Origin of the sequence: Candidatus Borrelia fainii, assembly GCF_027925085.1 — a bacterium.
GTDB lineage: Bacteria > Spirochaetota > Spirochaetia > Borreliales > Borreliaceae > Borrelia > Borrelia turicatae.
This window is the reverse complement of sequence record NZ_AP027070.1, coordinates 500,957-526,385: the sequence shown is the minus strand read 5'-3', so window position 1 is coordinate 526,385 and position 25,429 is coordinate 500,957. Positions and strand designations below refer to the sequence as shown.

Sequence of the window (25,429 nt, the reverse complement as noted above, 5' to 3'; positions counted from 1 at the left end):
AGTCATTTATACTCATTAAGTAATATTATTTATTAAGGAAGTTTATAAAATTTGGATCTTATAAATGTTAAATATTAGCAATGAACTCCTTCTGAAATTTTGCAATTTTATATATAAGAATAGCGGAATTCGATTTGATGAAAAAAATGAAGTTGTATTAAAAGGCCGAATTAATGATGCAATACATGAGCTTGAAAATATCAATACTCCAGAACAATTATATGACTTAATAAATTCGGATAAATTTCAAAAAAAATATTTCTTAGATCTAGTTACTACTAATCTAACACGATTCTTTAGAAATGAAGCTCATTTTGCAACTTTTGAAAAATTTATAATTCCAAACTTAATAAACATTAAAACTCAAGAGGGAAAAAATAGAATTATTATATGGTCTGCTGGATGCTCAACTGGAGAAGAACCGTATTCACTGGCATTTGTTCTTAAACACAATCTTCCAAAGAATTTTGACTTTATTATTATTGCCTCCGATTTAAGTTTAAAATCTTTAATGATAGCAAAAGAAGGATACTATTCTGTAAAAAAATGCGAACATATCCCAATACGATATAAAACATATATCAAACCTCACATGGATGGTTACAGGGTAATAGATGATATAAAAAAACACATACGATTTGACTATCATAACTTAAATTTCGAAAGCGGCTTTTCAAACATAGACGTTATTTTTTGCCGCAATGTACTCATATATTTCGATGAAAAATCTAAAATAAAGACCTTAAAAAAATTTTACTCCTCTATGGCCATGAAAAGTTATTTATTTATTGGGCATTCAGAATCCCTTTTTGGGCTCAATCTTCCTTTTAAATTTTTAAGAACACCTTGGGCTATAATATATGAAAAGGATGATAAGGATATTCCCCAAAAAAAGTTTCAGTTCAAAAATAAATATAGATTATAATTTGATATAAACAGACCCATAGGAGCAAAACAAAAATGCAAATAAAAATTTATGTACTTGTCATTGAAGCTTCTTCTGTTAATAGAAAGAGTATATCAGACATTATAAATTCATCTTTAAAGCTTGAAGTTATTGCAACTGCAGCCAATACAGATTTCGCTCTTAAAAAACTTAAAAAACACCCAGATGTAATACTACTTAGTTTAGAAGAAGAAACAATCAAAGAAATTACTTTCATAAAAAAAAAAGAAAAGATAAACAACAATCTCCCTGTTATTATCCTCTCATCAAACAATGAGATAGCAAAAAATGCTATCTTACAAGGTGCTGATGACTTTATAATAAAAACTGGTGACAAATTAGAAAACATAAAAGATAAAATTATTGATTTACTCTCAATTTACGGCAATAAAACCATAAAAAACAAAATCATAACTGACATCAATTTCAAATTCAAAACAAATCAATATTTGACAAATAATAAAACCAACGAAGAAAATTTAAATATAACAAAAACAACAGATAAAAATGAAAATACAAACCTTAATCAAGAAAACATAATAGATGAAAAAGATTTAAAAAAACTTAAAAACAAAAAATTTGAAATAGTTGTTATTGGAATATCTACAGGAGGCCCTGCGGCACTAAAGACAATACTACCAGAAATTCCTAAAAATTTTCCTGTGCCAATAATAATCGTTCAACATATGCCAAAAGGATTTACAACAGAATTCGCAAAAAGTCTTAACAAGATTTGCAACTTATCTGTCAAAGAAACAAGTAATAAAGAAATACTTCAAAAAGGATTCATATACATAAGTTCTGGGGGATATCATACAAGAATTAATAAAATAAATGAAAACTATCAAACGGAGGTCTTCGATGCTGAGAATGTAAATGGACACAAACCTTCTATAGGAGTACTCTTTAAGTCAATATCAGAAAATGTGAAAGACAAAGCAATAGCTTTAATAATGACTGGAATGGGAAGCGATGGCTCTAGAGAAATTGGAGAGATTAAAAGAACTGGAGGACTAACCATTGCACAAGATGAGAAAAGTTCAGTGGTTTTTGGAATGCCAAAAATAGCAATAGAAGAAAATAATATAGATTATATAGTTTCAATAAGTCATGTGGTAAAATTATTAAAAGCCATTCTTCTTGATGGTTAAATTTTTAAAGACAAGGATCACATTTGGACATCAAAAAAGAGAATACTGAAGATTGTTTTCTGCACGTTAGCACGCTTAACATAGACTATGACAAGATATATGTACTAGGAACAGCACATGTATCAAAAAAAAGTTCACAAGACACAGCTACCTTAATTGAAACATTAAAACCAGACTTTATTGTCGTTGAACTTGATGAAGCTCGTTATCACACAATCCTAAATACAGATGAAAACAAAAAATGGCGCAATTTAGATATATATAAAGTAATAAAACAAGGAAAAGCATTTTTATTAATAGTACAAATCATTTTAAGTAATTTTCAAAAAAAATTAGCAAAAGAACAAGGAATTAATCCTGGAGAAGAGATGAAAACAGCTATTTTAAAAGCTAAAGAGCACAACATACCGTTAATACTTGCGGACAGAAAAGTTGAGACAACTCTAAAGAGAGCATGGAACTGTGTGCCAACTTTTGAAAAAGTCAAAATAATATCAAGCTTGTTTTCATTCTCAGACATAAAAGTCACACAAGATGAAATTGAAAAACTCAAAGAACAAGATGTTCTATCAAATATGATGGAAAAACTTGCAAAAGAAATTCCTACTGTAAAAAAAGTTTTAATTGATGAAAGAGATGAATTTATAGCAAGTAAAATACTTGAAGGTTCAGGAACAATTCTTGCAGTTGTTGGAGCTGGTCATGTAAAGGGCATAATAGCAAATTTAAAAGAAATTAAAGAAAACAAAAAAATTATCAACATTGACAATCTCAATACCATACCTAAAAATACTTTTTCGATGAGTAAATTAATATCTTACTTTATAGCAATCTCAATTGTCATATTGATGGCAAGTTCATTCTACTTTAAAGGCTTTGATTTTGCATATAAAAATTTAGAGTTTTGGATAATATGTAACTCTTTATTTGCAGGTCTTGCTGCTCTTTTACTAAGAGCCCATATTATAACGATAATAACAGCATCAATTGGTGCTCCAATATTTTCCCTAATTCCATTTATTGGAACAGGTATGGTTGCAGGTCTTGTTGAAGCTTACATAAATAAACCAAAAATAAAAGATTTTGAAAAACTACAAGAAGATTTGGAAAACATAAAAGGATATTTTAAGAACAAAGTCACAAAAATTTTATTAATAGTATTTTTCGTAAACATTGGATCTATAATTGGAACAATTGTTGGATTTAAATTCTTGTTAAATATCTTTAGCTAAACCAAAAAGAAAAATAAGAACATACAGGAGTTATATTATGAAACTTGTTTTTTTAGGACCGCCGGGTTCTGGAAAAGGCACGATTGCCAAGATCCTATCAAGCAAACTAAATTACTATCATATTTCAACAGGAGACCTATTTAGAGCAAACATATCAAATGCTACACCTCTTGGTAAGGAAATTAAACAAATAGTTGAGAATGGACAATTAGTACCAGACTCAATTACAATCAAAATTGTTGAAGATAAAATCAATACCCTTGCAAATAAGGATAATTTTATTCTTGATGGATTTCCTAGAAACATCAATCAAGCTAAAGCTCTAGATACATTCTTGCAAAATATTCAAATAATAAACTTTTTACTTGATGAAGCGATACTAATAAAAAGGCTTTCTGGAAGAAGAATATGCCAATCCTGCGGTGGAATATTTAACATATATACACTTCCTACAAAAACAAAGGGCATTTGTGATCTTTGCAAAGGAACTCTTTACCAACGAAAAGATGACGTAGAAGAGTCTTTAAAAATCAGACTTCAAGAATATCATTTACAGACAAAACCTTTAATAGATTTTTACTCAAAAAGCAACAGGCTTCATAATATAAATGCATCAAATAATATTGATGGAGTAGAAAAAAGCTTAATAGAAATAATATTAAAGTATTAAAAAATATTAATGATAATAATTTATATTTTTTAAAAAAATAAGGTATAATATGAGAAAATATTTTATGGAAGAAAGAATTTATATGACAAAAAAATTATCCATGATATTATTGATATTTTTACAGACTGTCTTAATCTATTCAAAAGAAAATCAAGATGAAATGGAATATTTTTATGTCAACTCTCAAATGGCTTATTATCCACCACATGCACTAGGAACTTCGGGAAGCAAATTTTCTCCAAGCTTCGTACCACCTCAATTTAAATCAATATCACCAAACAATCAGATTTCACCTAATTCTTGGGGAAGTATCAAACTAATATCAAATTTGGGTTACTATAAATTTTTTAAAATCTTAAAAAATCCCGATCCACATTCACTTTTACTTCAAAACACTGGAATAGATGTTGATTTTAAAATTGGACTCTCACCTGTTGTTGCACTACTTAAAGGAAAAATCGGTTTTACTCCCATTGCATTTATTAATATATATACAGGAATTGAAATTGGCATAGGTTGGCAAGGATTTGGATTTAAGGGTATTGGGACACATGTGGGCAATGGGCAATACTCAAGTAAACCTGAATTTTATTCTGAGGTAACAATTGGGAGTAGGCTACAATTTGATCTAAATGCAGTGTTTGGTGGAGACTGGACACACATTATTACAGTAGTTGGAAATAATATTCTTAACATAAACAATCCACATGCTAATGACAATCAACTTTGGAAATATAAAGCTGATGAGGGTAAAAATATAAATGGATTTACAATAAACCCTTATGCACTCCTAGCTTACAAAATGCCAATACCTCTTAATATCATTGGATTGTTATACGAAGGTCAAACATACATTGGACATGCAAGAAATGTAAGTACAACACAAAATCAAGGATGGGGAAGTGATTTTTTTTATCACAATTTCTCACTTATTTCAAAAATTGAAATCATAGAGAATTTAACACTAGAGATGCAATTCAAATTTTCAACAGCACCTATGTACACAGTAAACACAATGGGAATGGCCGATATCTCAAAAAGAATAAGTACAAATAATTCATATATTTACTACGATTCTATTGGATTTTCTTTAACTTATAAGATCTAGCTTTAATATTTATATTGATTGCGACCAGAGAGTTTAGCCTCATATAATTTGTCATCAGCAAGTTTAATAATGTTGGTGAAATTGGAATCACAAGGGATTTGTTCAGAAAGACCAATTGAAACTGTAATAAAATTAGAAATATCACTGTACTCATGAACTATTTCCAAATTCCTAATATCTTCAATTAAAATACTAACAATCTTAATCACTTCGTTCAAACTCTTATTTACAGAAAATAAAATAAACTCCTCACCTCCATAACGAGCAATATCTATCTTATATTTAATGGCAATTTTATTTAAACTCTTTGCAATCAACCTAAGACATTCATCACCATTGGTATGTCCATAGTTATCATTATATTTTTTAAAATAATCAATATCTAACATTCCCACAATGACGTTCTTTTTATGCTCCAAAGCTTGCATCCAAGACTTAGCAAACTTATCTGTAAAAAACCTTCTATTAGGAATTTGAGTTAGACCATCAATTCTTGCAAGATTCTTAAAATAGTCCCTAAGTCTTTTAAGCTCAAGATGGGTTTTAATTCTTGCATCAATTATCCTGCCATTAAAAGGTTTTAGAATATAATCCACCCCACCGACACTAAATCCTTCAAGTTGAGCATCCGTAGAATCACTTGAACTGATAAAGATTACAGGAATATCTTTAGTCTCAGGATCATTTTTAAGCCTTTTGCAAACCTCATAACCGCTAACATCTGGAAGCAATACATCAAGAAGGATCAAATCAGGACTAGCAATCTCAACCTGTTTTAAAGCATCAAACCCATTTAATGCAACCCTAATCTCATACTTATGTTGCAATATATCTATTAATAGATCTAAATTTGTGGATGTATCATCCACAAGTAGCAATTTCTGAGGTTCAAATGAAAATTCCTCAAAATTATCCAAAATCATACCTTGAGTCATGACTTTCCTATCTTACCTAAATTCATCATACGTTTAACAATATTAGTGCTTTCTTTGAAATTATATACTTTTAAATATTTAATAAGAGAATCAAATAATACAACATTATTGTCATCTAAACTATACTTTTTAAGCACCTCAAGCGCTTCCTTATATTCTTTTGGATTTCTATCTTCTATGCCATTTAAAAGCTTTTGCATAAGACTCAAAAATTCATCATTGCTTTTAAATTTTAATTTTTCCTGCTCACAAGTTTCGATCACATCTAAAATCCGCTCTCTTATGTTCTTAATAAGCACAATTAAACCCTTACGAGCTTCAAAATACAATATTTTTAATTCATGTATTGAACCTGTATTTATCTCAATCTGTTTAAACTCCCCAAATAAGTTACTACGCATATTACCAAGAGCTCCAGCTATTGAATGTGCTAATTCTTTTACTAATTTTATATTATTTAAATTAAAAGCCTCATCCAAATTACGTATCAAATTATCGCTCATGTCAACAAATCCCCTGCACAAATCAACATACATATCATATGAGATATTTAAATCTCTTAAAGCATTATTAATATCTAAATTGGGTAAATTAGAAAACACATCGAATGTCTTATCTGATATAATTTTATTATCTTCAGCCTCAATATGTAAATATTTTTTTAATATATACTTAATCGAACTAATATGTATAGGTTTTGCAAGGTAATCATTCATTCCATTTTTTAAACAACTATCTCTATATTCTCTTAATGCATGTGCAGTAACAGCTATTAATATACATGGATTTAAGTTATTCTGGCTTTCAAATTTGCGTATTTCTTTAGATACCGTAAATCCGTCACAATTTGGCATTCTTATATCAATAAAAGCCATATCATATTTATTAGTTTTTAAAAATTCAATAGCCTTAATGCCATCATCCACAATATCAATAAAATCTTCTCTCACACCTATAACAATCAAAACATTTTTTAAAATCTTCTGATTAATTTCATTATCATCAGCTATTAAAATAGTAACATTATTTTTAAACTTAAGAGTACTAGACTCATTCATTATGGGAACATCTACGATTGCACCATTTTTAATCCAATCAGAATAAAAATCCCACCTTTTAAAAGATTTTTGCATGTATTCATATTTAAAATCAATGATCTCATTACCTTTTAAATAATAAAACACAAAAACTATTCTTACATTAGAATTTAAACTTTCAATCTTTTCAGCAAACTTAAGAGATTCTTGTAAAACAAAATCGTCGACATTTATAAAAACAAAATCATAATAAGGATACCTATAAAATGCCTTATAAGCATGCTCATAAGAATAAAAATAATGTATATTATCCTTATAATCAAATGTCTTACTTATGTTTCTTAATACCTCAACAGTCTTTTTACTTAAAGATAAGCTTAAAATCTTTTTATTCCTTACCAATTCCAATTTATTTACTTCTTTATCTTTAATCTTATGACCTAAAACAAAAGGCAACATAAATGAAAAAGTTGTTCCCTTGCCTAACTCACTTTCAACTGCGATACCAGGACCTCCCATTAAACTAACAAGCTTCCTAGATATTGCAAGTCCAAGACCGCTTCCTTCATACTTCTTTGAATCAGAATCATTGCATTGTCTAAATAACCCAAATATTACTGGTATATTAGTTTCCTTAATTCCTTTACCAGTATCAGTTACTTTAAACTCAATAGTAATTATTTTATTACCATCATTATCTTCTGTACTGCGGATCATCTCATAGTTTAAAACTATGATTCCATCCGTAGTAAATTTAAAAGAATTTCCTATTAAATTAATTAGTACCCTCTTAAGCCTAGCTCTATCTCCTATTAAGTAATTTTCTAAATCTGATTTTGAATAAAAAATCAAATCAATATTTTGTTTTGCACTTTGCGACTGAAAACCTTTCAAAACACATTCAATTTCATGCTCCAAATCTATTTCATTATTTTCAATATAGATCCCATTCATATCTATTTTAGAGATATACAATATTTCATCAATTAAAGAGAGTAATGAGATAGATGAATAATTTATCATTTGCACATACTCTTTTTGCACACCCAAAAGATTAGTATTTTCCAAAAGCTCAGTGGCTGCTATTATGCCATTAATGGGGGTACGAATATCATGGCTCATACTTGCTAAAAAAATAGTTTTGGCAGCAATAGCATTCTCAATAACCTTTTTCTCACTGATTACAGAAGAATACATTTTTTTCCTAAATCCTATCTCCTTCCACAAATTAAATAGGCAAAACATAAAAATAGTAAAAACAAACATACCCATGGTTAATATCGATATACCAGACTTTTTTAGTCTTAGATCCTTAAAACTTTCATGAACGTTGAATACCCAATCATCAAAATATAATTTACTATTAACATTTGTACGAAATAAAATCTTTTGTATAATTCTTCTTAAAATATAATTTTGGTTATAAACTGCAATATTTAAATCAAATGTTAGATTTGGAACAGTAAAAATTTTCTTAATATCCCTAATATTTAAGTCTTCAAAATTAATAGTAGCAGTATATTCATCGCTAACAATTCCACTGACCTTGCCCCTATAGAGAAGATCCAAAGCATCTGTAAAGCTATCCACTTGAATCAGTTGTGTTCCTATTTTGGTTTCCAATTTTTTGCTATACAAAAACTTAAGCACCGCAATACTATCAAACGACCTAGAAGTAAATAGTTTAGTTTTATTTGAAAAAAGATGTAGTGGGATTCCTGATACTGCTTTGATGTTAAAAATATAATCTGAATTCGAATCATCTAAATTAGCAGACAATATATCTATTTTTCCTAATTTCATTAATTTTTCAATATCTCTTTCATGCACACTTATAATATTGAAATCCAAGTTTGTCAATCTTTTTATTTTCTTAATTAACCACTCATTTACTCCTTTATAACGACCAGAATTAAAATAATCAATAGGATACCAATCTTTAACAGCAAGGGTTAACCTCTTATTGTTTTGTAACCAAATTTTTTCCTCAATATTAAAGTTCTTGCTATTTATATGCCCATAAAAATTATTCTGATAATCTTCAATCTCATCTTGTCCAAGCCAATTTTTACCTATTTGCAACAAAGTGTCGAACAAAATGTTTTCTATCAGCGCATTCAGCATATATGCAAACAATTGTAATCTTTTATTATTAACAGCTAATATCAAAAATTTATCTTTACTTAGACTTGAATCCTGAAATTTCAATATATTATTGTATCCATGCAATTTTAATAAATAGTTTACGGTAATTGAATTTTCTACAAATCCATATGAATGATTGACTATATCTAAAAAATTACTTACTATGTCTGTATTTTTATCTAATTGAATATTATTTAAACTTAAATCAATAACTTGTGAATTTATGACTTTATTACTATTTTTAGCATTTGTAAAATACAAATTAAAATTAAGTGAACATATTGGAGCAGTTGCTTTATACTTTTTAGAAGTTAAAATATTATCATCTTCAATAATTCCACCCCAAACAGACACATCCTTATCATCCAGGTTTTCTTTAATGCTCTCCTTTGGGAATCCTACAAATTTAACTGAAAAACCATATTCTCTAGCAAGAGCATTCCACAAATCAACTAAAATGCCTGCAAATTGACCTTTAGAATTAATAAAACTCAAAGGAGGATAATCATTATATATTCCAACATCCAGCTTAAATAAAAAATCGAATTCTCTAAAAGAAGCATATTCTTCTCTAGAGAGAGATTGCATATAACTTAAAAGATCAACATCTAAATCTTTTAGTTGGCTAACAGCATTCTTGCTAATAGCAGCTCTTATACCAAAACTGTAAAAATACTCAGAATTAAAAACTTTCATAAAAGATGGATAAAAAGAACTATACCATACACAAGATAATGACTTATAACTCCCATATACTAAATCAATCTTATTATCTTTTAATGCCAAGAGTAATTTTTCAGTATCTGGAAATAAAAAAACATTATCATTATGACCATGAAATCTTAAAATATCTTCATATATAGTATTCTTTATAACACCTACACGTAATTCGTTTGAAAAAAATAAATTGGAAGGTTTTTGCTCTTTTTCTGAATCATAAATCAATACGGTTACACATTTGCCAATCTCATTTTTAAAATAAAGGTATTCATTTAAGTCTGAATTATAAGTTAATCCCAAATAAACTACATCATCTTCAATTTTATCCTTATCAAGATAATCAATAGCTTCTATACTAATGTCATAATCATTATCTTGTGCCCACTTGTCTAGAAGATAAAAAATCATACCAACCATCTTATTTTCTTGATTTTTATAATAAAGTGGATAATATTGATCTACAAGTTTAAATTTTAAGGTTTCTTTAGCGTGTAAACTGATATTAGAGACAAAAAATAAAAACAAAAATAAACTCAAACCACGCATAATTTATATTATATGTCTAATACATATTAAATATATCAAAATGCAAACAAAAAAACCCTGGCAATAACCTACTCTCCCGCGAACTCGCAGTACCATCAGCGAATAAGAGCTTAACTTCTGTGTTCGGAATGATAACAGGTGTTTCCTCTTTTCTTCAATCACCAGGGTATATAAGGAAGACAAAAATATGGTCAAAGATTTGGGTAATTAGTATTAGTCAGCTTAATATATTACTATACTTACACTTCTAACCTATCAACCTGGTATTCTCCCAGGACCCTAATAGGATATCTCATCTTGAGGAAGGCTTCCCACTTAGATGCTTTCAGCGGTTATCCCTTCCGAACGTAGCTACCCAGCACTTACCCTTGGCAGGATAACTGGTACACTAGAGGTTCGTCCATCTCGGTCCTCTCGTACTAGAGATAGCTCCTCTCAAATATCCAACGCTTGTGGCAGATAGGGACCAAACTGTCTCACGACGTTCTGAACCCAGCTCGCGTACCGCTTTAAATGGCGAACAGCCATACCCTTAGGACCTGCTCCAGCCCTAGGATGCGATGAGCCGACATCGAGGTGCCAAACCCTTCCGTCGATGTGAACTCTTGGGAAGGATAAGCCTGTTATCCCCGGAGTACCTTTTATTCGTTAAGTGACGGCGCTTCCACTCGCTACCGCCAGATCACTAAGACCTACTTTCGTATCTGCTCGACTTGTCAGTCTCACAGTTAAGCTACCTTATGCCTTTACACTTACAGAGTGATTTCCAACCACTCTAAGGTAACCTTTGCGCACCTCCGTTACTCTTTGGGAGGCGACCGCCCCAGTCAAACTACCCACCTGGCACTCTCCTCATATCACTATGAGTTAGAAACTTAATTAAACAAGGGTGGTATTTCAAGTACGACTCCACTATCCCTAACGAGATAGCTTCAAAGTCTCCCACCTATCCTACACATATTTAATCAAACCTCAATACCAAGCTATAGTAAAGGTTCACGGGGTCTTTCCGTCTAACCACAAGTAATCGGCATCTTCACCGATACTTCAATTTCACCGAGCTCCACGTTGAGACAGCGTCCAAATCGTTACACCATTCGTGCGGGTCGGAACTTACCCGACAAGGAATTTCGCTACCTTAGGACCGTTATAGTTACGGCCGCCGTTTACTGGGGCTTAAATTCAATGCTTCGCTTTTACACTAACATCTCCTCTTAACCTTCCAGCACCGGGCAGGTGTCAGTCCCTATACTTCTCTTTACAGATTTGCAGAGACCTGTGTTTTTGGTAAACAGTCGTTCGGACCATTTTTATGCTACCTAATCTCTTAGGTCATACTTATCCCGAAGTTACGTATGTATTTTGCAGAGTTCCTTAACGTGGATTCTCTCGCGCGCCTTAGAATTCTCATCCCACCTACCTGTGTCGGTTTGCGGTACGGTCCCTTATAGCCTAACCTTAGAAGTTATTTCTTGGCACCTTGACTACCTACATTTCATGTTGCCTAAACAACACTCATCATCACATCTCAGCTCTTTTAGCGGATTTTCCTACTAAAATCAACACCTTAATGCTTAAACTAGGACTACCATCGCCTAGCAGTAGTTAACCTCATGCGTCACTCCAATCGAAACTATAAGAGGTACGGGAATATTAACCCGTTTCCCATCGACTTCACTTTTCAGCTTTGCCTTAGGGGCCGACTAACCCTGGGAAGACGACCTTTACCCAGGAAACCTTAGGTTTTCGGCGAATGGGAATCTCACCCATTTTTTCGTTACTCATACCTGCATTCTCACTTCTGATACCTCCATTAAACTTCTCAATTTAACTTCTCAGGCTTACAGAACGCTCCTCTACCATTCTAACGTAAATTAGAATCCAAAGCTTCGGTAATGTGTTTAGCCCCGTTACATTATCGGCGCTTAAGTACTCGACCAGTGAGCTATTACGCACTCTTTAAAGGTATGGCTGCTTCTAAGCCAACCTCCTGGATGTTTACGTACCTAAACCTCCTTTTCCACTTAACACATTTCTGAGACCTTAGCTGTTGGTCTGGGTTGTTTCCCTCTCGACTATGGACCTTATCGCCCATAGTCTCACTCCTATTCATCATACAATAGCATTCGGAGTTTAACTGAGTTTGGTACCCTTTGACAGGCCCTAGCTCAATTAGTGCTCTACCTCTATTGCACTAAAATAAGGCTGAACTTAAATCCATTTCGAGGAGAACCAGCTATATCCGAGTTTGTTTAGCCTTTCACTCCTATTCACAGCTCATCCCTGCCTTTTTAAACAGACTAGAGTTCGGCCCTCCACTTGGTTTTACCCAAGCTTCAGCCTGGCCATAAATAGATCACTCGGCTTCGGGTCTACCACATCTAACTAAATCGCCCGTTTAAGACTCGCTTTCGCTCAGGCTCCAGCACTACAATGCCTTAACCTTGCTAGACATGATAACTCGCAGGTTCATTATGCAAAAGGCACGCCATCACCATGAATAATCATGGCTTTGACTGCTTGTAAGTCTACGGTTTCAGTTCTATTTCACTCCCCTCCCGGGGTTCTTTTCACCTTTCCCTCACGGTACTCTTCACTATCGGTAGCTTTATAGTATTTAGCCTTGGAGAGTGGTCTCCCCAGCTTCAGACAAGGTTTCTCGTGTCCCGTCCTACTTAGGAACATCTTTAAGAAGATATTTACATTTAAATTACAGGGCTATCACCTTCTTTGGCTAACTTTTCCAAGTTATTCTTCTACATAAATATTTTGTAACTTCTCAGCTTATTGCAGACTAAGCTCCAAGCGTCCTACAACCCTCTAAATGCAATGCTCTGCAGCTTGACACATTTAAAGTTTAGGCTACTCCCCTTTCGTTCGCCACTACTTAGGGAATCTCTTTGATTTCTTTTCCTCAGGGTACTTAGATGGTTCACTTCCCCTGGTATAGCCTTTACTACATACGTAGTAAATAATTAGCATCTAGCTAATTGGATTACTCCATTCGGTGATCTTGGGATCATAAAATGTTTGCTTTTTCCCCAAGCTTTTCGCAGCTTACCACGACCTTCTTCGCCTTAAAGCTCCTAGGCATCCACCATAGACTCTTTATTACTTTGACCATATTTTTATCTTCCATCTCTAACTTGCCAATCGTTTATACAACATAGAATAATATATACTTTTCACTTTACTATGTCAATACCATTATTACACTTTTTATTAAATAATTTTTTCAATAATTAAAGGACACAAAACAAATACCAGATTAATTGTTGACAAAAAAAATAATCATACAATCTGTACACAAAATAACCATTAAAAACACATAATTCATGAAGCAAGCAAATAAAATACTTACCCTTAGATAAAGTAAAGCAAATATTAAAAACCCAAATGGTTTAAATAAAATATAAGAAAAAGATTACCTAAAATTGAATGTCAAGATTAAAAAACTCAATTAAAAACTTTGCAACTCCATCTTCATCATTACTGAATTTCGTAACCTCGTTGTTTAACAAATTATTCTTAACAAACTCGTTTGCATTTTTCATGAGAATACCTTTTCCAGCATTTTTTAACATCTCATAATCATTACCATTATCTCCAAATGCTAAAATAGCATCAATAGAAACACCTTCAAATAAAGCAATATTTTTAATAGCATTATATTTACTAGCATCAATATTTGTAATTTCCAAAAGATCGTTAGCAGAATAAAATATACTTATATCTTTAAAATTTTTATCTTTGATTTTATTTGCAAACTCTTCAAGCTTAGAAAAATCATGAAAATAATAAACTATTTTAGAACAGGAATCTATCTCAAGTTCAGATAAATCAGTAATAATAGGTTGTATGCCTAAATTTTCAATAAAATAATTCATGATTGGACTTCTAATCTCTCTATCAGAATACCAATCATTAAGAGTATAAAGATTAACATCAATATCCCCTCGCTTTACTTTAAGAAGTTCTCTTACTAAATCATAATTAATCTCATATCTCAAAATTAAATTATTTTTTAAAAATATCTCAGCACCATTAGCCGTTACAATATAACTTTCATCAATTTGCACATCTTTAAGTTGCATTAAAACGTCTTTAATTTCATATAATCTTCTACCAGTAGCAACAATTATATGAAAATCATCCTTTAATCTTAAAAGAACTTTAAGAGTCAATGGCGCAATTTCATGATTGTTATTAAGCAATGTTCCATCAAGATCAAAAACCAACATCTTATACTTTTCATAATTGGCATTCATTGTAACATCCTCTTTTTAAATAAATGATATCACATTAAATTTATGACTTATAATCTCTAACTTGAATTAAATTAACAAAAAAAATATAATAATTAATGTTAAAAGTTAAAGAGAGAGTTAAATGTAAAGCTGAATGAGTGATAAAATTTCAACTTTATTCACAGAAGAAAAAATAAAAAGAAAAATTAAAGAGCTAGCACAAAAGATTAAAGACTATTATGAAGATAAAAACAATGTGGTTTTTATATCAATTCTTAAAGGCTCTTTTATATTTTTTGCAGATATTACAAGAGAAATTGGATTAAACGTAAAAATAGATTTTCTGCAAGTTTCAAGTTATAAAAATAAAACTTTCTCTTCATTAAATGTACTAATTAAAAAAGATATTGATATTAATATACAAAATAGTTATGTAATCATCTTTGATGATATCATAGATACTGGGCTTACATATGAAAAAATAGTTGCTCACTTAAAAACCAAAGATCCTAAAGAGATTAAAATTTGTACTCTTTTTAACAAACCATCCAGAAGATTAATAGAATTAAAGATAGACTATGCGGGATTTGAAATTGAAAATGATTTTATAGTTGGATATGGCATTGACTTTAATGAACAACATAGAACTTTAAAGAATGTAGCAAAAATAAGTAAATAGGAGATATAAATGTCAATTTATGCAGTTATTGGAACTCAATGGGGTGATGAGGGTAAGGGAAAAATTATAGACTTCCTCTCATCAAAGATAGATTATGTTGTAAGGTTTAACGGAGGAAATAACGCTGGACATACAATTGTTGTTAATAATAAAAAATTCATCTTTAATTTACTACCATCAGGTGTCTTGCAAGGAGCAAAATGTATACTTGGCCCTGGAGTAGTAATTGATCCTTTAATTTTAATTAAAGAACTTGAAGTTCTCAAGAATAATAACATAAAGACAGAAATATTCATAAGTGATAAAGCACATATAATAATGCCTTATCACATTAAACTTGACGAGCTTAATGAACAAAAAAAGGGTGTTCACAAAATCGGAACTACAAAACGAGGAATTGGACCTTGCTACGCTGATAAAATTAACAGAACAGGCATAAGAGCTGTTGACTTACTTGACATTGAAATTTTTAAAAGAAAATTAAAAATAAATTTGGATGAAAAAAATGAAATTATAGAAAAAATATACAACCATAAACCTTTTTATTATGATAATATTTTAAATAAATATAAAAAATATATAGCAATACTTCAATCTGCAATCACAAATACAGAAGAAATGTTAACTCAGGCCATAAATTCAGGAAAAATTATCTTAATAGAAGGTGCTCAAGGCACAATGCTTGACATTGAACATGGAACATTTCCATTCGTAACATCAAGCAATACATTAATTACAGCAACAATAGGCTGTGGTATTCCTATCTCAAGAATCAAGGAAAAGATTGGCATAGTAAAAGCATTCTCATCAAGAGTTGGTTCAGGACCGTTTGTAACTGAAATTTTAAGTCCTATTGGAGATAAAATTAGAGAAAAAGGACAAGAATATGGATCAACAACAAATAGACCTAGAAGAATTGGTTGGCTTGATCTCTTAACAATAAAAAAATCGATAAGCCTTAACGAACTAAACCATTTAGCCCTAACTAAATTAGACATACTAAATGACATTGAAAACCTTAAGATTTGCACAGCTTACGAACTTAAAGGTAAAATATATAACTATATACCTACTTCTTGTGAAATACTCGAGAATGTTAAACCTGTATACAAAGTCTTTAAAGGATTTAAACAAAATATTAGAAATATTAGCCATTATGAAGATTTGCCTATTGAAGCTAAAGAGTACATTGAATTTATAGAAAAAGAAGTAGGGGTACAAATTTCAATTTTATCTCTTGGAGCAGAAAGAGAAAAAACCATTTTTAGGAATCAAAAATGGATAAATATATAAACCCGCTAAAATCAAGATATGCAAGCAAAGAAATGCTTTACATTTTTTCACCAAAATTCAAGTATACCACATGGAGAAAGTTGTGGTACAACTTAGCTTTAGTGCAAAAAGAATTGGGAATAAACATTAGTAATAAACAACTCAATAAACTATCCAAATACATAGAAAACATTGATTTCAAACTTGTAGAAAAATATGAGTCAAAATTTAAACATGAAGTCATGGCACATCTTTATGCTTATGCCGACTTGGCTGGTGATGATGCTAGAAAAATTCTACACCTTGGCGTCACAAGTGCATATTTAATGGATAACACAGACTTAGTCCAAATCAAAGAAGCTTTATTGATCATCGAAAATAAACTGATAAAACTAATTAACACTTTAAAAAAGTTTTCAATAAAGCACAAAAACCTGGTAACACTTGCATATACACATCTACAAGAAGCACAATTAACAACTCTTGGAAAAAGAAGTAGCTTATGGCTCCAAAGTCTAATTTTTGACTTTGAAGAACTTAAGTTCATTATGTCCAAAATGTGCTTTAGAGGAGTAAAGGGAACGGTTGGAAATCAAAGTAGCTTTAAAGAATTGTTTGCGTCCAACTTTGAAAGGGTAAAAGATCTAGATATCAATCTTGCAAAAAAAATGGGATTTGACAAAGTTTATAAAATAACTAGTCAAACTTATGATCGCAAATTTGATTCATCAATATTAAATTTCTTAAGCAATCTAGCTCAAAGTGCACATAAGATTACCAATGACATCAGATTCATGCAACATCTTAAAGAAATTGAAGAACATTTTGAAAAACACCAAATAGGTTCATCCGCAATGCCTTACAAAAGAAATCCTATCTATAGCGAAAGAATAGCTTCCCTTGCCAAGTTTATAATAAGCCTACAATCAAGTGGTAGTTTTATAGCAGCAACTCAATGGCTTGAAAGAACTCTGGATGATTCAGCCTGCAAAAGACTCAATATTCCCCAAGCATTCTTAGCTACTGATGCTATCTTAATACTACTAAATAAAATGTTTAATAATATCAGGGTAAACAAAAAAATGATTGAAAAACACGTTACAACAGAAATGCCATTTACATTAACAGAAGACATATTAATGAAAGCAACAAACAATGGAGGTGATAGACAAATATTACATGAAAAGATAAGAATTTATTCAATGCAAGTAAAGGAAAATCTCTATTCAGGAACAACTGAGAACGAATTAATTAAACTAATCCTTAATGATCAAAGTTTTAAATTAACATCTAAAGACATAGATGAAATCTTAAATCCAAATGAAAATATAGGTTTTGCCTCATTCCAAGTTGAAAATTTTATTAAAGAAATAATTGATCCTATTCTTGAAAAAAATAAGGAAAATTAACATTTAGAAACATATTTATTGCCCCTTATGTAAAATCGCCAAAGTTTATTCGCATACTCCTTACCTGCATAATCAACATTTATTCTCTTTGAGCATGACACTTCAAAATTAAAAGATAAACCTCTTTTTAAAAAAAGTTCACTATTATTAATAAGATCAACTTTATTAAAGTTTAAATCTATATTTAAAAACTTAGCAAGCTTGCCAGGTCCATTAGTAAATATCCCATCAACTTTTGGTGAAATAGGCTCAACACCTCTTATTAAAACAGCATGGGGATTATGTTCATTAGATGCCACAACGTTTAACATGTAATACATGCCATAAATCATATAAACATAAGCATGTCCCCCAATATTATACATGGCACTGGTACGACTTGTCCTTTTTCCCCCATAAGCATGACAAGCTTTGTCTATTACACCCATATAAGCTTCCGTCTCAACAATTCTTGAAATAATTTCTCTATCACCTATTTTCCTAACAAGCAAGTGTCCAAGCAAAGATTTGGCTACAATAACAGCATCTTGCATAAAAAATTCTCTATTCATCAGTACAATTTTAAACCAAAACAAAAATCAAATTCAAAATTTATTACAATTGAAAAAAACGTTAAATAAAAATTACAAATAACAAATAACTATTATGAAAAAGAAACCATATATTGACAAACACAATAAAGTTAAATAAAATCTTAAAGGGTAAGAATATTTAAGGGATCATAGCTCAGGTGGTTAGAGCGCAGGTCTGATAAACCTGAGGTCGGAGGTTCAACTCCTCCTGGTCCCAATTGATTAAATTCAACCCCTATTAAGTATTTAGTAATCTCAATAAAATAATTAAAAATGCATTTTTGAACTTCAATCAAGTTCGCCATGTGCAATAAAATTTGCTAAGTCTATTTAAATTTATCACTAAAACCATCAAGACAACAAGTAATATAAAACCATGATCTGAAATATCAAACCATATATTATATTTATTCACTCAAAACAAACAAGAACATCAAATATCTTAAAATTTGCATGAAGTAAAAATTATTTCCTACAAGCTAAAAAATTTTAAAATAACTTAAATAAAATAATTTAAAAAAATAAACAAGTAACACCCTTATTTTTTATGTTGCTTATCTTATATAAATGAGAATTTTCTCTGAGTAAATTATTAAACAAAAAAATATTTTATCTGGAAATCAAAATTTAAATAGAATTTTCTTTAATTTTTGAAGCTAGTTTTTAATTGATACAACACAAGTTACTCTTTAAAAACTATAACCTCCATCTATTCATTCACTTTTACAATAAACAAATGGAGGTTAAGGGATTCGAACCCTTGACCCCCGGCTTGCAAAGCCGATGCTCTAAACCAACTGAGCTAAACCCCCAAAAAAAGTCTTTGAAAAGACAAAGGAAGAGTTAAAATAATAATTTACCATAATAATAATTTCTTTCTCTTAGAAAGGAGGTGATCCAGCCACACTTTCCAGTACGGCTACCTTGTTACGACTTCACCCCCCTCACTAAACATACCTTAGATACCTTCCTCCCTTGCGGGTTAGAATAATAGCTTCGGGTATCCTCAACTCGGGTGGTGTGACGGGCGGTGTGTACAAGGCCCGAGAACGTATTCACCGTATCATTCTGATATACGATTACTAGCGATTCCAACTTCATGAAGTCGAGTTTCAGACTTCAATCTGGACTGAGACCTGCTTTATGCGTTTTGCTTCACATCACTGTTTCGCATCGCTTTGTACAGGCCATTGTAGCACGTGTGTAGCCCAGGACATAAGGGCCATGATGATTTGACGTCATCCCCACCTTCCTCCGGCTTATCACCGGCAGTCTCGTCTGAGTCCCCATCTTTACATGCTGGTAACAGACAATAAGGGTTGCGCTCGTTGCGGGACTTAACCCAACACCTCACAGCACGAGCTGACGACAACCATGCAGCACCTGTATACAGACCCCAAACGGGGAATAGTTATCTCTAACTACATCCTGTATATGTCAAGCCCTGGTAAGGTTCCTCGCGTATCATCGAATTAAACCACATGCTCCACCGCTTGTGCGGGCCCCCGTCAATTCCTTTGAGTTTCACTCTTGCGAGCATACTCCCCAGGCGGCACACTTAACACGTTAGCTTCGGTACTAACCTTTCGATTAACACCAAGTGTGCATCGTTTACAGCGTAGACTACCAGGGTATCTAATCCTGTTTGCTCCCTACGCTTTCGTGACTCAGCGTCAGTCTTGACCCAGAAGTTCGCCTTCGCCTCTGGTATTCTTCCTGATATCAACAGATTCCACCCTTACACCAGGAATTCTAACTTCCCCTATCAGACTCTAGTCATGCAGTTTCCAGCATAGTTCCACAGTTGAGCTGTGGTATTTTACGCATAGACTTACATATCCGCCTACTCACCCTTTACGCCCAATAATCCCGAACAACGCTCGCCCCTTACGTATTACCGCGGCTGCTGGCACGTAATTAGCCGGGGCTTATTCATAAATTAACGTCATCACCTTGTCATTTCCTACAAAGTTTATTCCTCATTTATAAAAGAACTTTACAATCTTTCGACCTTCTTCGTTCACGCAGTGTCGCTCCGTCAGGCTTTCGCCCATTGCGGAAGATTCTTAGCTGCTGCCTCCCGTAGGAGTCTGGACCGTATCTCAGTTCCAGTGTGACCGTTCACCCTCTCAGGCCGGTTACTTATCATAGCCTTGGTAGGCTATTACCCTACCAACTAGCTAATAAGACGCAGACTCATCTACAAGCGAAGCTTTAAAGGCTTCCTTTCATCAATTAACATCTCAATTGACCTTATTCGGTATTAGCTACTATTTCTAATAGTTATCCCCATCTCATAGGTAGATTATCCACGCGTTACTCACCCGTTCGCCACTGAATGTATTGCTACATTCCGTCTGACTTGCATGCTTAAGACGCACTGCCAGCGTTAGTTCTAAGCCAGGATCAAACTCTTCGTTATTTTTATTTCTTTACTTTTAAAATTAACAGGTTATTTATTTTATTTGGCTCTTAAACCTTACTTAACTCTTCCCTTCTCTTTTCTTCCAATACTTAATATCAACTCTTACTACTTTATAACATACGTTACACTTTGTCAATACTTAACACTCATTTTTTTATAATATCTATTTTTCAACCGACTGTCTTCTTGAACTTCTCTTTTGCTCTCACCCACTAACCACCTAACAACACCTAAAACACTCTCTATACCTTCATATCCATTATAATAATTCTCTCTTAAATTTGCTCCCAAAACATGCTGAAATCCAGCTTTCTTAGCTGCAATAACCTTACTCTCAATATTAGAGGATGCCTTAATTTTTCCTGAAAGAGAAATTTCACCTGTAAAGATTAAATCTTGATTTATAATAACATTGGTTTTGGCAGAAAATAATGCAACCAAAACAGCAAGTTCAATTTCTATATCATCTATCCTAAGACCTCCAGAAACATTCACATATACATCATCATTATTAAAACTGAGATTCAAATATTTACTAAGAACAGCTAAGATTCTTGATATTTTCTTAGAATCTATTTTTTCTGAAAAAATTCTAGGAATATTCATACCTGTCCTTGTGATTAAAGCCTGTATTTCAACAAATAAAACTCGACTCCCCTCATTAATGATTCCAATAGCAATCCCTGAAGATATTTCTTCCTTTTTCTCCAAAAAAATACAAGAGGGATCTTTAATCTCAACAAGCCCCAAACCCGTCATTTCAAAAATACCTACTTCATTAATAGCGCCAAACCTATTTTTAGTAGCTCTAAGCATACGTAACGATTTTTCTGCCTCTTCAAAATAAAAAACAGAATCTACCATATGCTCTATTACTTTTGGTCCTGCTAAAATACCATCCTTCGTAATATGTCCCACTAAACATAAAGTTATATTTTTCCCTCTTGCCCATTCTATAAGCTTATAAACACAATGTTTTAATTGAGCAACCCCTCCAAGTCCGCCTTGAACTTCTTTTGAATGCAAAGTTTGAATAGAATCGATAACAATAAAGTCAGGTTCAATATTTACAAGCATTTTGATTAAAGAATCAACATTTATCTCATTAGTTATCAATATATCAGAAAAAATCTTAAGTCTATTTGCTCTTAATTTAATTTGTGGAATTGATTCTTCACCTGCAAGATAAAGTACATTTTTGTCAGCAAGTGAAAGAATACTAGAAATTTGAAGTAAAAAAGTTGACTTCCCAATGCCAGGCTCTCCTGATATCAAAATTGCACTACCAATTACAATACCATCACCAAGAATCCTATCAAATTCTTCAATACCTGTTAAATGTCTAACATTATCAATCTGTTTAAAATCTCTTAAAGAAAAGATTTCATTTTTTGACTTACTTAAATCTCCCTTATAACCAGATTTAAGTTCAGAATAATGTCCTAAACTTTCCCAACTAAAGCACTCAGGACATTTCCCAAGCCACTTTAAAGATTTATACCCACAATTTAAACATTTGTAAATTTCCTTATCCCTATTTTTTATCATAAAACGTTAATAAGTAGACCTCTCTTAATTTGGACAAGTGATAAATCTGTCTTTAAAACTTATATCCCGTCTTGAATTTTCAATATTAAAAAAATCTTAAAAACCTTTATCATTGCCCTTAAACTCACTGCAAAAATTGTTAAACCAATTCCTTAAAGGTCAAGATACCATCGCTAAATTTATCACAATTTGCAAAATACATACCACAAGAATACATTAATTATACACAAAATTATGCAAATCAGACTCTTACCTGTCCTTAAATCTATATTTTGAAAATCTTTTTGAATAATCATAACCTCCCTCATAAGGTACTTCAAATTCATCATAATTTATAAACAATCAATAATACCCATTAATACACTTTTTCTCATCCTGTAAAATAATTTTAACTTTTAGACTTCCTGCTAACCAAAATCGTAAATTCTCCCTTGATTTTGTTATTTTCTTCAAAATATTTCTTAAGTTCTAAAGGTTTCCCAATTTTATATTCCTCATATAATTTTGTCATCTCACGACCAACAAGAACATTAGCATCCAAATTTACTAAAGAAATTTCAAATAATAACTTCAAAATTCTATGACTGGATTCAAGAAGAACAAATGCATCACCTCTATGATAAAGTTCCTCAATCCTTTTGATCCTTTTAATTCCTTTGTTTGGCAAAAATCCTTCAAATACTACAACTTTATCTTTAAAAGGATTTACACTAATAACTGCATTTAAAGAACTAACACCTGGGATAGGAAAAACTTTATGCCCATTTTTAAATGCCGCATCAACAAGCAAACCACCAGGATCACTAAGACAAGGAGTGCCCGCATCACTAACAAAAGCCACGCTTTTTCCATTAGACAAGTATTCTAATAACAAACCAATTCTTTTATGCTCTATTATAGCATTACAAGAAATTAATTTTTTAACTATACCATAATGAGATAAAAGTTTCTTAGCAATTCTCGTATCCTCAGCAAATACAACATCAACTAATCTTAAAATATCAATTGCACGATATGTAATATCACCTAAATTACCTATAGGTGTTCCCACAATGTATAACACATAATCTCCTTAAAATCTAAAATACAGCTTACCTAACATGCATTAAACTTAATACTGCATAAATTAATTATTCTCAAAATACCCTATACTTTAATAAAAGTACTTGGTTTTTACATGTCCATATAAAAAAATATTTATTTTATGCTATATTTATATTATTATTTAATTTTAACAACTGAAAACTAAAAGGTGGTAAAGTTTTATGTTTAAACTCATCAAAAAAATCTTTATAATCTATTTTCTATGCATCACACTTACTGGACTTACTATGGTTTTCATTGACAGTAAATTTTCTAAAAGACAAACTATTCAAGATGGTAAAAGTCAAATTATCAAACATGTAATTGATCCAAATTTAATTATGCTTACCTCTGCTATTGGAGGATTTTTGGGAATTTATTCCGGAATATGGTTTTTTGATCATGGAAAAGATAATTTTTACTTAAGCTGGGGAAGCCTAATAATATTAATATACAACATGGGATTAATCATTTCCGTATATTCCAAATCAAAAAACAAATAAATTCAAATTTTAAGAATTACTTACAATAATTCCTCTTTTAATCAGGTACTTATAAACTTCCTCTGGATTTTCTAAGCTTTCAATCAAGCTCTCAATTTTATCATTTATTTTCTCTACTAATCTTTTAAAACTTACTCTTATTCCTCTACTTTCTAAAAAGTCCTTTGCCGGTTGAGAAATAACACCTGCCTTAACATTTTGAAGCCCAATATTGTAAATAATAACAGCAGCGGCCTTGCCTACAACCTTATCATAAATTTCTAAACCTTCTTTATTTTGAATGTACTTATTAATAAAATTATCAACCTCCAAGAGGGGTTTTAAACCTCTTTCCATATTAGAGTAAAGTATTCTATGTTCCTTAAACAATTTTAATGTAGGATTTAATCCTGATATCATTTCCAACACCTCTTAAAGACTTGCTTTCAGAATTTAAAAAAAATAATCATTAATAATAATAAACATAAATTAAAAATACTTCAACATAAAAAAGATGATATATTATTAAATTGAATGATGCTAATTCCTAAAGAAAATACTTATTCAAAAATTGAAGTAAAAAAATCAATTTTCTTATCATACATTTTTCATGTAGAGAAAAAAGAAGAAATAAATAAAATATTAAAAGAATATAAACTGAAATTTAAAAATGCAACTCATGTTGTCTATGGATTTAGAATTGGCAATTCAAATTCATTTATAAACGGAATGAACGATGACAAAGAACCTCGATTAACAGCCGGAAAACCTACGCTAGATGCAATATTAAACAAAAATTTAACAGACACCTTAATTATTACAATACGCTATTTTGGAGGAACTTTGCTTGGAAAAAAGGGTTTAATTAAAGCATATTCCAAAGCAGCACAAGAAGCAATCAACAAATCAAATCTGACAGAAAAGGAAGAAATGGAGACATTATGCCTTAATCTAAACTATAATCAATATAGTTTACTCATACGAACAAAAAATAAGATGGGAATTAAAATTACAGATGCAAAATTCCTAGATAAAATAAACACTACAATAAAATTTAACATAAAAGATAAAAAAAATATCATAACATTTTTACAAGCAAACTCTCTACTCTAATTTGATTTAATTAAGTTATAGACATAACTTAATTAAACTCCATATACATATTAACATCTAGTCAGATTAAATGTTTAAATGTGTATTATCTAGTTTTTTCCAAAAAAAA

17 protein-coding genes, 2 tRNA genes and 3 rRNA genes are annotated in these 25,429 nt (G+C 31.2%); 11 read left to right on the top strand and 11 right to left on the bottom strand.

Annotated features, from left to right (window positions below):
- Window positions 1-64 precede the first annotated feature (64 nt).
- The 5 genes from QMG63_RS02410 to QMG63_RS02390 all read left to right on the top strand — a co-directional run bounded on the left by QMG63_RS02410 (window position 65) and on the right by QMG63_RS02390 (window position 5,107).
- On the top strand, window positions 65-925 hold the full coding sequence (locus tag QMG63_RS02410) for a CheR family methyltransferase (RefSeq protein WP_281861396.1): 861 nt from the start codon (window positions 65-67) through the stop codon (window positions 923-925).
- A gap of 35 nt (window positions 926-960) precedes the next feature.
- Window positions 961-2,097, top strand: coding sequence for a chemotaxis protein CheB (locus tag QMG63_RS02405; RefSeq protein ID WP_281861394.1), 1,137 nt, complete (start codon window positions 961-963; stop codon window positions 2,095-2,097).
- Window positions 2,098-2,120: 23 nt separating this feature from the next.
- Window positions 2,121-3,329 (top strand): TraB/GumN family protein, encoded by a 1,209-nt coding sequence (locus QMG63_RS02400; RefSeq protein WP_281861392.1) that lies wholly within the window; start codon window positions 2,121-2,123, stop codon window positions 3,327-3,329.
- 37 nt (window positions 3,330-3,366) lie between these two features.
- Complete coding sequence (locus tag QMG63_RS02395) at window positions 3,367-3,999, top strand: adenylate kinase (protein ID WP_281861390.1); 633 nt, start codon at window positions 3,367-3,369, stop codon at window positions 3,997-3,999.
- An 82-nt stretch (window positions 4,000-4,081) separates the two neighbouring features.
- On the top strand, window positions 4,082-5,107 hold the full coding sequence (locus QMG63_RS02390) for a hypothetical protein (protein ID WP_281862081.1): 1,026 nt from the start codon (window positions 4,082-4,084) through the stop codon (window positions 5,105-5,107).
- A gap of 2 nt (window positions 5,108-5,109) precedes the next feature.
- Here the strand turns inward: QMG63_RS02390 and QMG63_RS02385 are convergent, their stop codons facing one another.
- The 5 genes from QMG63_RS02385 to QMG63_RS02365 form a co-directional block, all read right to left on the bottom strand.
- Entirely contained in the window at window positions 5,110-6,042 is a 933-nt protein-coding gene (locus tag QMG63_RS02385) for a GGDEF domain-containing response regulator (RefSeq protein ID WP_425592800.1), read from the bottom strand.
- A complete protein-coding gene (locus QMG63_RS02380; protein WP_281861386.1) occupies window positions 6,039-10,490 on the bottom strand; it encodes an ATP-binding protein in 4,452 nt (1,483 codons plus the stop codon). Before QMG63_RS02380 ends, QMG63_RS02385 begins: the two co-directional genes overlap by 4 nt.
- Window positions 10,491-10,545: 55 nt before the next feature.
- A 5S ribosomal RNA gene (gene rrf, locus QMG63_RS02375) occupies window positions 10,546-10,656 on the bottom strand.
- A 21-nt stretch (window positions 10,657-10,677) separates the two neighbouring features.
- Window positions 10,678-13,612, bottom strand: a 23S ribosomal RNA gene (locus QMG63_RS02370).
- Window positions 13,613-13,918: 306 nt separating this feature from the next.
- Entirely contained in the window at window positions 13,919-14,758 is an 840-nt protein-coding gene (locus tag QMG63_RS02365; protein WP_281861384.1) for a Cof-type HAD-IIB family hydrolase, read from the bottom strand.
- Between the two features lie 133 nt (window positions 14,759-14,891).
- Here QMG63_RS02365 and hpt point away from each other — a divergent pair, with 133 nt between their 5' ends.
- The 3 genes from hpt to purB are packed head-to-tail and all read left to right on the top strand — an operon-like array spanning window position 14,892 to window position 18,097.
- On the top strand, window positions 14,892-15,416 hold the full coding sequence (gene hpt, locus QMG63_RS02360; RefSeq protein ID WP_281861382.1) for a hypoxanthine phosphoribosyltransferase: 525 nt from the start codon (window positions 14,892-14,894) through the stop codon (window positions 15,414-15,416).
- 9 nt (window positions 15,417-15,425) lie between these two features.
- Window positions 15,426-16,709 carry an adenylosuccinate synthase gene (locus QMG63_RS02355; RefSeq protein ID WP_281861380.1) on the top strand — a complete coding sequence of 428 codons (1,284 nt, stop codon included), beginning with the start codon at window positions 15,426-15,428 and terminating at the stop codon, window positions 16,707-16,709.
- Window positions 16,694-18,097: an adenylosuccinate lyase gene (gene purB / locus QMG63_RS02350; protein ID WP_281861378.1), complete on the top strand. Its 1,404-nt coding sequence runs from the start codon at window positions 16,694-16,696 to the stop codon at window positions 18,095-18,097. The genes QMG63_RS02355 and purB overlap by 16 nt, the downstream gene beginning before the upstream one ends.
- On the opposite strand, the gene QMG63_RS02345 is transcribed toward purB, so the two are convergent.
- The gene (locus QMG63_RS02345) at window positions 18,094-18,648 is read right to left on the bottom strand and encodes a DNA-3-methyladenine glycosylase (RefSeq protein WP_281861377.1); all 555 of its coding nucleotides are present in this window, start codon (window positions 18,646-18,648) and stop codon (window positions 18,094-18,096) included. The two genes, purB and QMG63_RS02345, sit on opposite strands and share 4 nt — an antisense overlap.
- A gap of 164 nt (window positions 18,649-18,812) precedes the next feature.
- On the opposite strand from QMG63_RS02345, the gene QMG63_RS02340 reads away from it, so the two are divergent.
- Window positions 18,813-18,886: transfer RNA gene (locus tag QMG63_RS02340), tRNA-Ile, on the top strand.
- 520 nt (window positions 18,887-19,406) lie between these two features.
- Here QMG63_RS02340 and QMG63_RS02335 read toward each other — a convergent pair.
- From QMG63_RS02335 to rsmI, 4 genes are all read right to left on the bottom strand, one after another.
- Window positions 19,407-19,481: transfer RNA gene (locus QMG63_RS02335), tRNA-Ala, on the bottom strand.
- A 73-nt stretch (window positions 19,482-19,554) separates the two neighbouring features.
- Window positions 19,555-21,091, bottom strand: a 16S ribosomal RNA gene (locus tag QMG63_RS02330).
- 135 nt (window positions 21,092-21,226) lie between these two features.
- Window positions 21,227-22,642 (bottom strand): DNA repair protein RadA, encoded by a 1,416-nt coding sequence (gene radA / locus QMG63_RS02325; protein WP_281861375.1) that lies wholly within the window; start codon window positions 22,640-22,642, stop codon window positions 21,227-21,229.
- Between the two features lie 388 nt (window positions 22,643-23,030).
- Window positions 23,031-23,705 (bottom strand): 16S rRNA (cytidine(1402)-2'-O)-methyltransferase, encoded by a 675-nt coding sequence (gene rsmI / locus QMG63_RS02320; RefSeq protein WP_281861373.1) that lies wholly within the window; start codon window positions 23,703-23,705, stop codon window positions 23,031-23,033.
- Between the two features lie 202 nt (window positions 23,706-23,907).
- Here rsmI and QMG63_RS02315 point away from each other — a divergent pair, with 202 nt between their 5' ends.
- Window positions 23,908-24,228 (top strand): hypothetical protein, encoded by a 321-nt coding sequence (locus QMG63_RS02315; protein ID WP_281861371.1) that lies wholly within the window; start codon window positions 23,908-23,910, stop codon window positions 24,226-24,228.
- Window positions 24,229-24,237: 9 nt separating this feature from the next.
- Here the strand turns inward: QMG63_RS02315 and QMG63_RS02310 are convergent, their stop codons facing one another.
- Window positions 24,238-24,627, bottom strand: coding sequence for a DUF1893 domain-containing protein (locus tag QMG63_RS02310; RefSeq protein ID WP_281861369.1), 390 nt, complete (start codon window positions 24,625-24,627; stop codon window positions 24,238-24,240).
- A gap of 114 nt (window positions 24,628-24,741) precedes the next feature.
- Here QMG63_RS02310 and QMG63_RS02305 point away from each other — a divergent pair, with 114 nt between their 5' ends.
- Window positions 24,742-25,320, top strand: a complete 579-nt coding sequence (locus QMG63_RS02305; protein WP_281861367.1) for a YigZ family protein — start codon at window positions 24,742-24,744, stop codon at window positions 25,318-25,320.
- Window positions 25,321-25,429: the final 109 nt, after the last annotated feature.

What these genes read in the sequence shown, in the direction of transcription:
- QMG63_RS02390 (WP_281862081.1), top strand. Translation starts at nt 4,082, where the DNA reads ATGACAAAAAAATTATCCATGATATTATTGATATTTTTACAGACTGTC.
- QMG63_RS02405 (WP_281861394.1), top strand. Translation starts at nt 961, where the DNA reads ATGCAAATAAAAATTTATGTACTTGTCATTGAAGCTTCTTCTGTTAAT.
- QMG63_RS02385 (WP_425592800.1), bottom strand. Translation starts at nt 6,042, where the DNA reads ATGACTCAAGGTATGATTTTGGATAATTTTGAGGAATTTTCATTTGAA.
- QMG63_RS02365 (WP_281861384.1), bottom strand. Translation starts at nt 14,758, where the DNA reads ATGAATGCCAATTATGAAAAGTATAAGATGTTGGTTTTTGATCTTGAT.
- QMG63_RS02345 (WP_281861377.1), bottom strand. Translation starts at nt 18,648, where the DNA reads ATGAATAGAGAATTTTTTATGCAAGATGCTGTTATTGTAGCCAAATCT.
- radA (WP_281861375.1), bottom strand. Translation starts at nt 22,642, where the DNA reads ATGATAAAAAATAGGGATAAGGAAATTTACAAATGTTTAAATTGTGGG.
- hpt (WP_281861382.1), top strand. Translation starts at nt 14,892, where the DNA reads ATGAGTGATAAAATTTCAACTTTATTCACAGAAGAAAAAATAAAAAGA.
- QMG63_RS02395 (WP_281861390.1), top strand. Translation starts at nt 3,367, where the DNA reads ATGAAACTTGTTTTTTTAGGACCGCCGGGTTCTGGAAAAGGCACGATT.
- QMG63_RS02410 (WP_281861396.1), top strand. Translation starts at nt 65, where the DNA reads ATGTTAAATATTAGCAATGAACTCCTTCTGAAATTTTGCAATTTTATA.
- QMG63_RS02355 (WP_281861380.1), top strand. Translation starts at nt 15,426, where the DNA reads ATGTCAATTTATGCAGTTATTGGAACTCAATGGGGTGATGAGGGTAAG.
- purB (WP_281861378.1), top strand. Translation starts at nt 16,694, where the DNA reads ATGGATAAATATATAAACCCGCTAAAATCAAGATATGCAAGCAAAGAA.
- QMG63_RS02380 (WP_281861386.1), bottom strand. Translation starts at nt 10,490, where the DNA reads ATGCGTGGTTTGAGTTTATTTTTGTTTTTATTTTTTGTCTCTAATATC.
- QMG63_RS02310 (WP_281861369.1), bottom strand. Translation starts at nt 24,627, where the DNA reads ATGATATCAGGATTAAATCCTACATTAAAATTGTTTAAGGAACATAGA.
- QMG63_RS02305 (WP_281861367.1), top strand. Translation starts at nt 24,742, where the DNA reads ATGATGCTAATTCCTAAAGAAAATACTTATTCAAAAATTGAAGTAAAA.
- QMG63_RS02315 (WP_281861371.1), top strand. Translation starts at nt 23,908, where the DNA reads ATGTTTAAACTCATCAAAAAAATCTTTATAATCTATTTTCTATGCATC.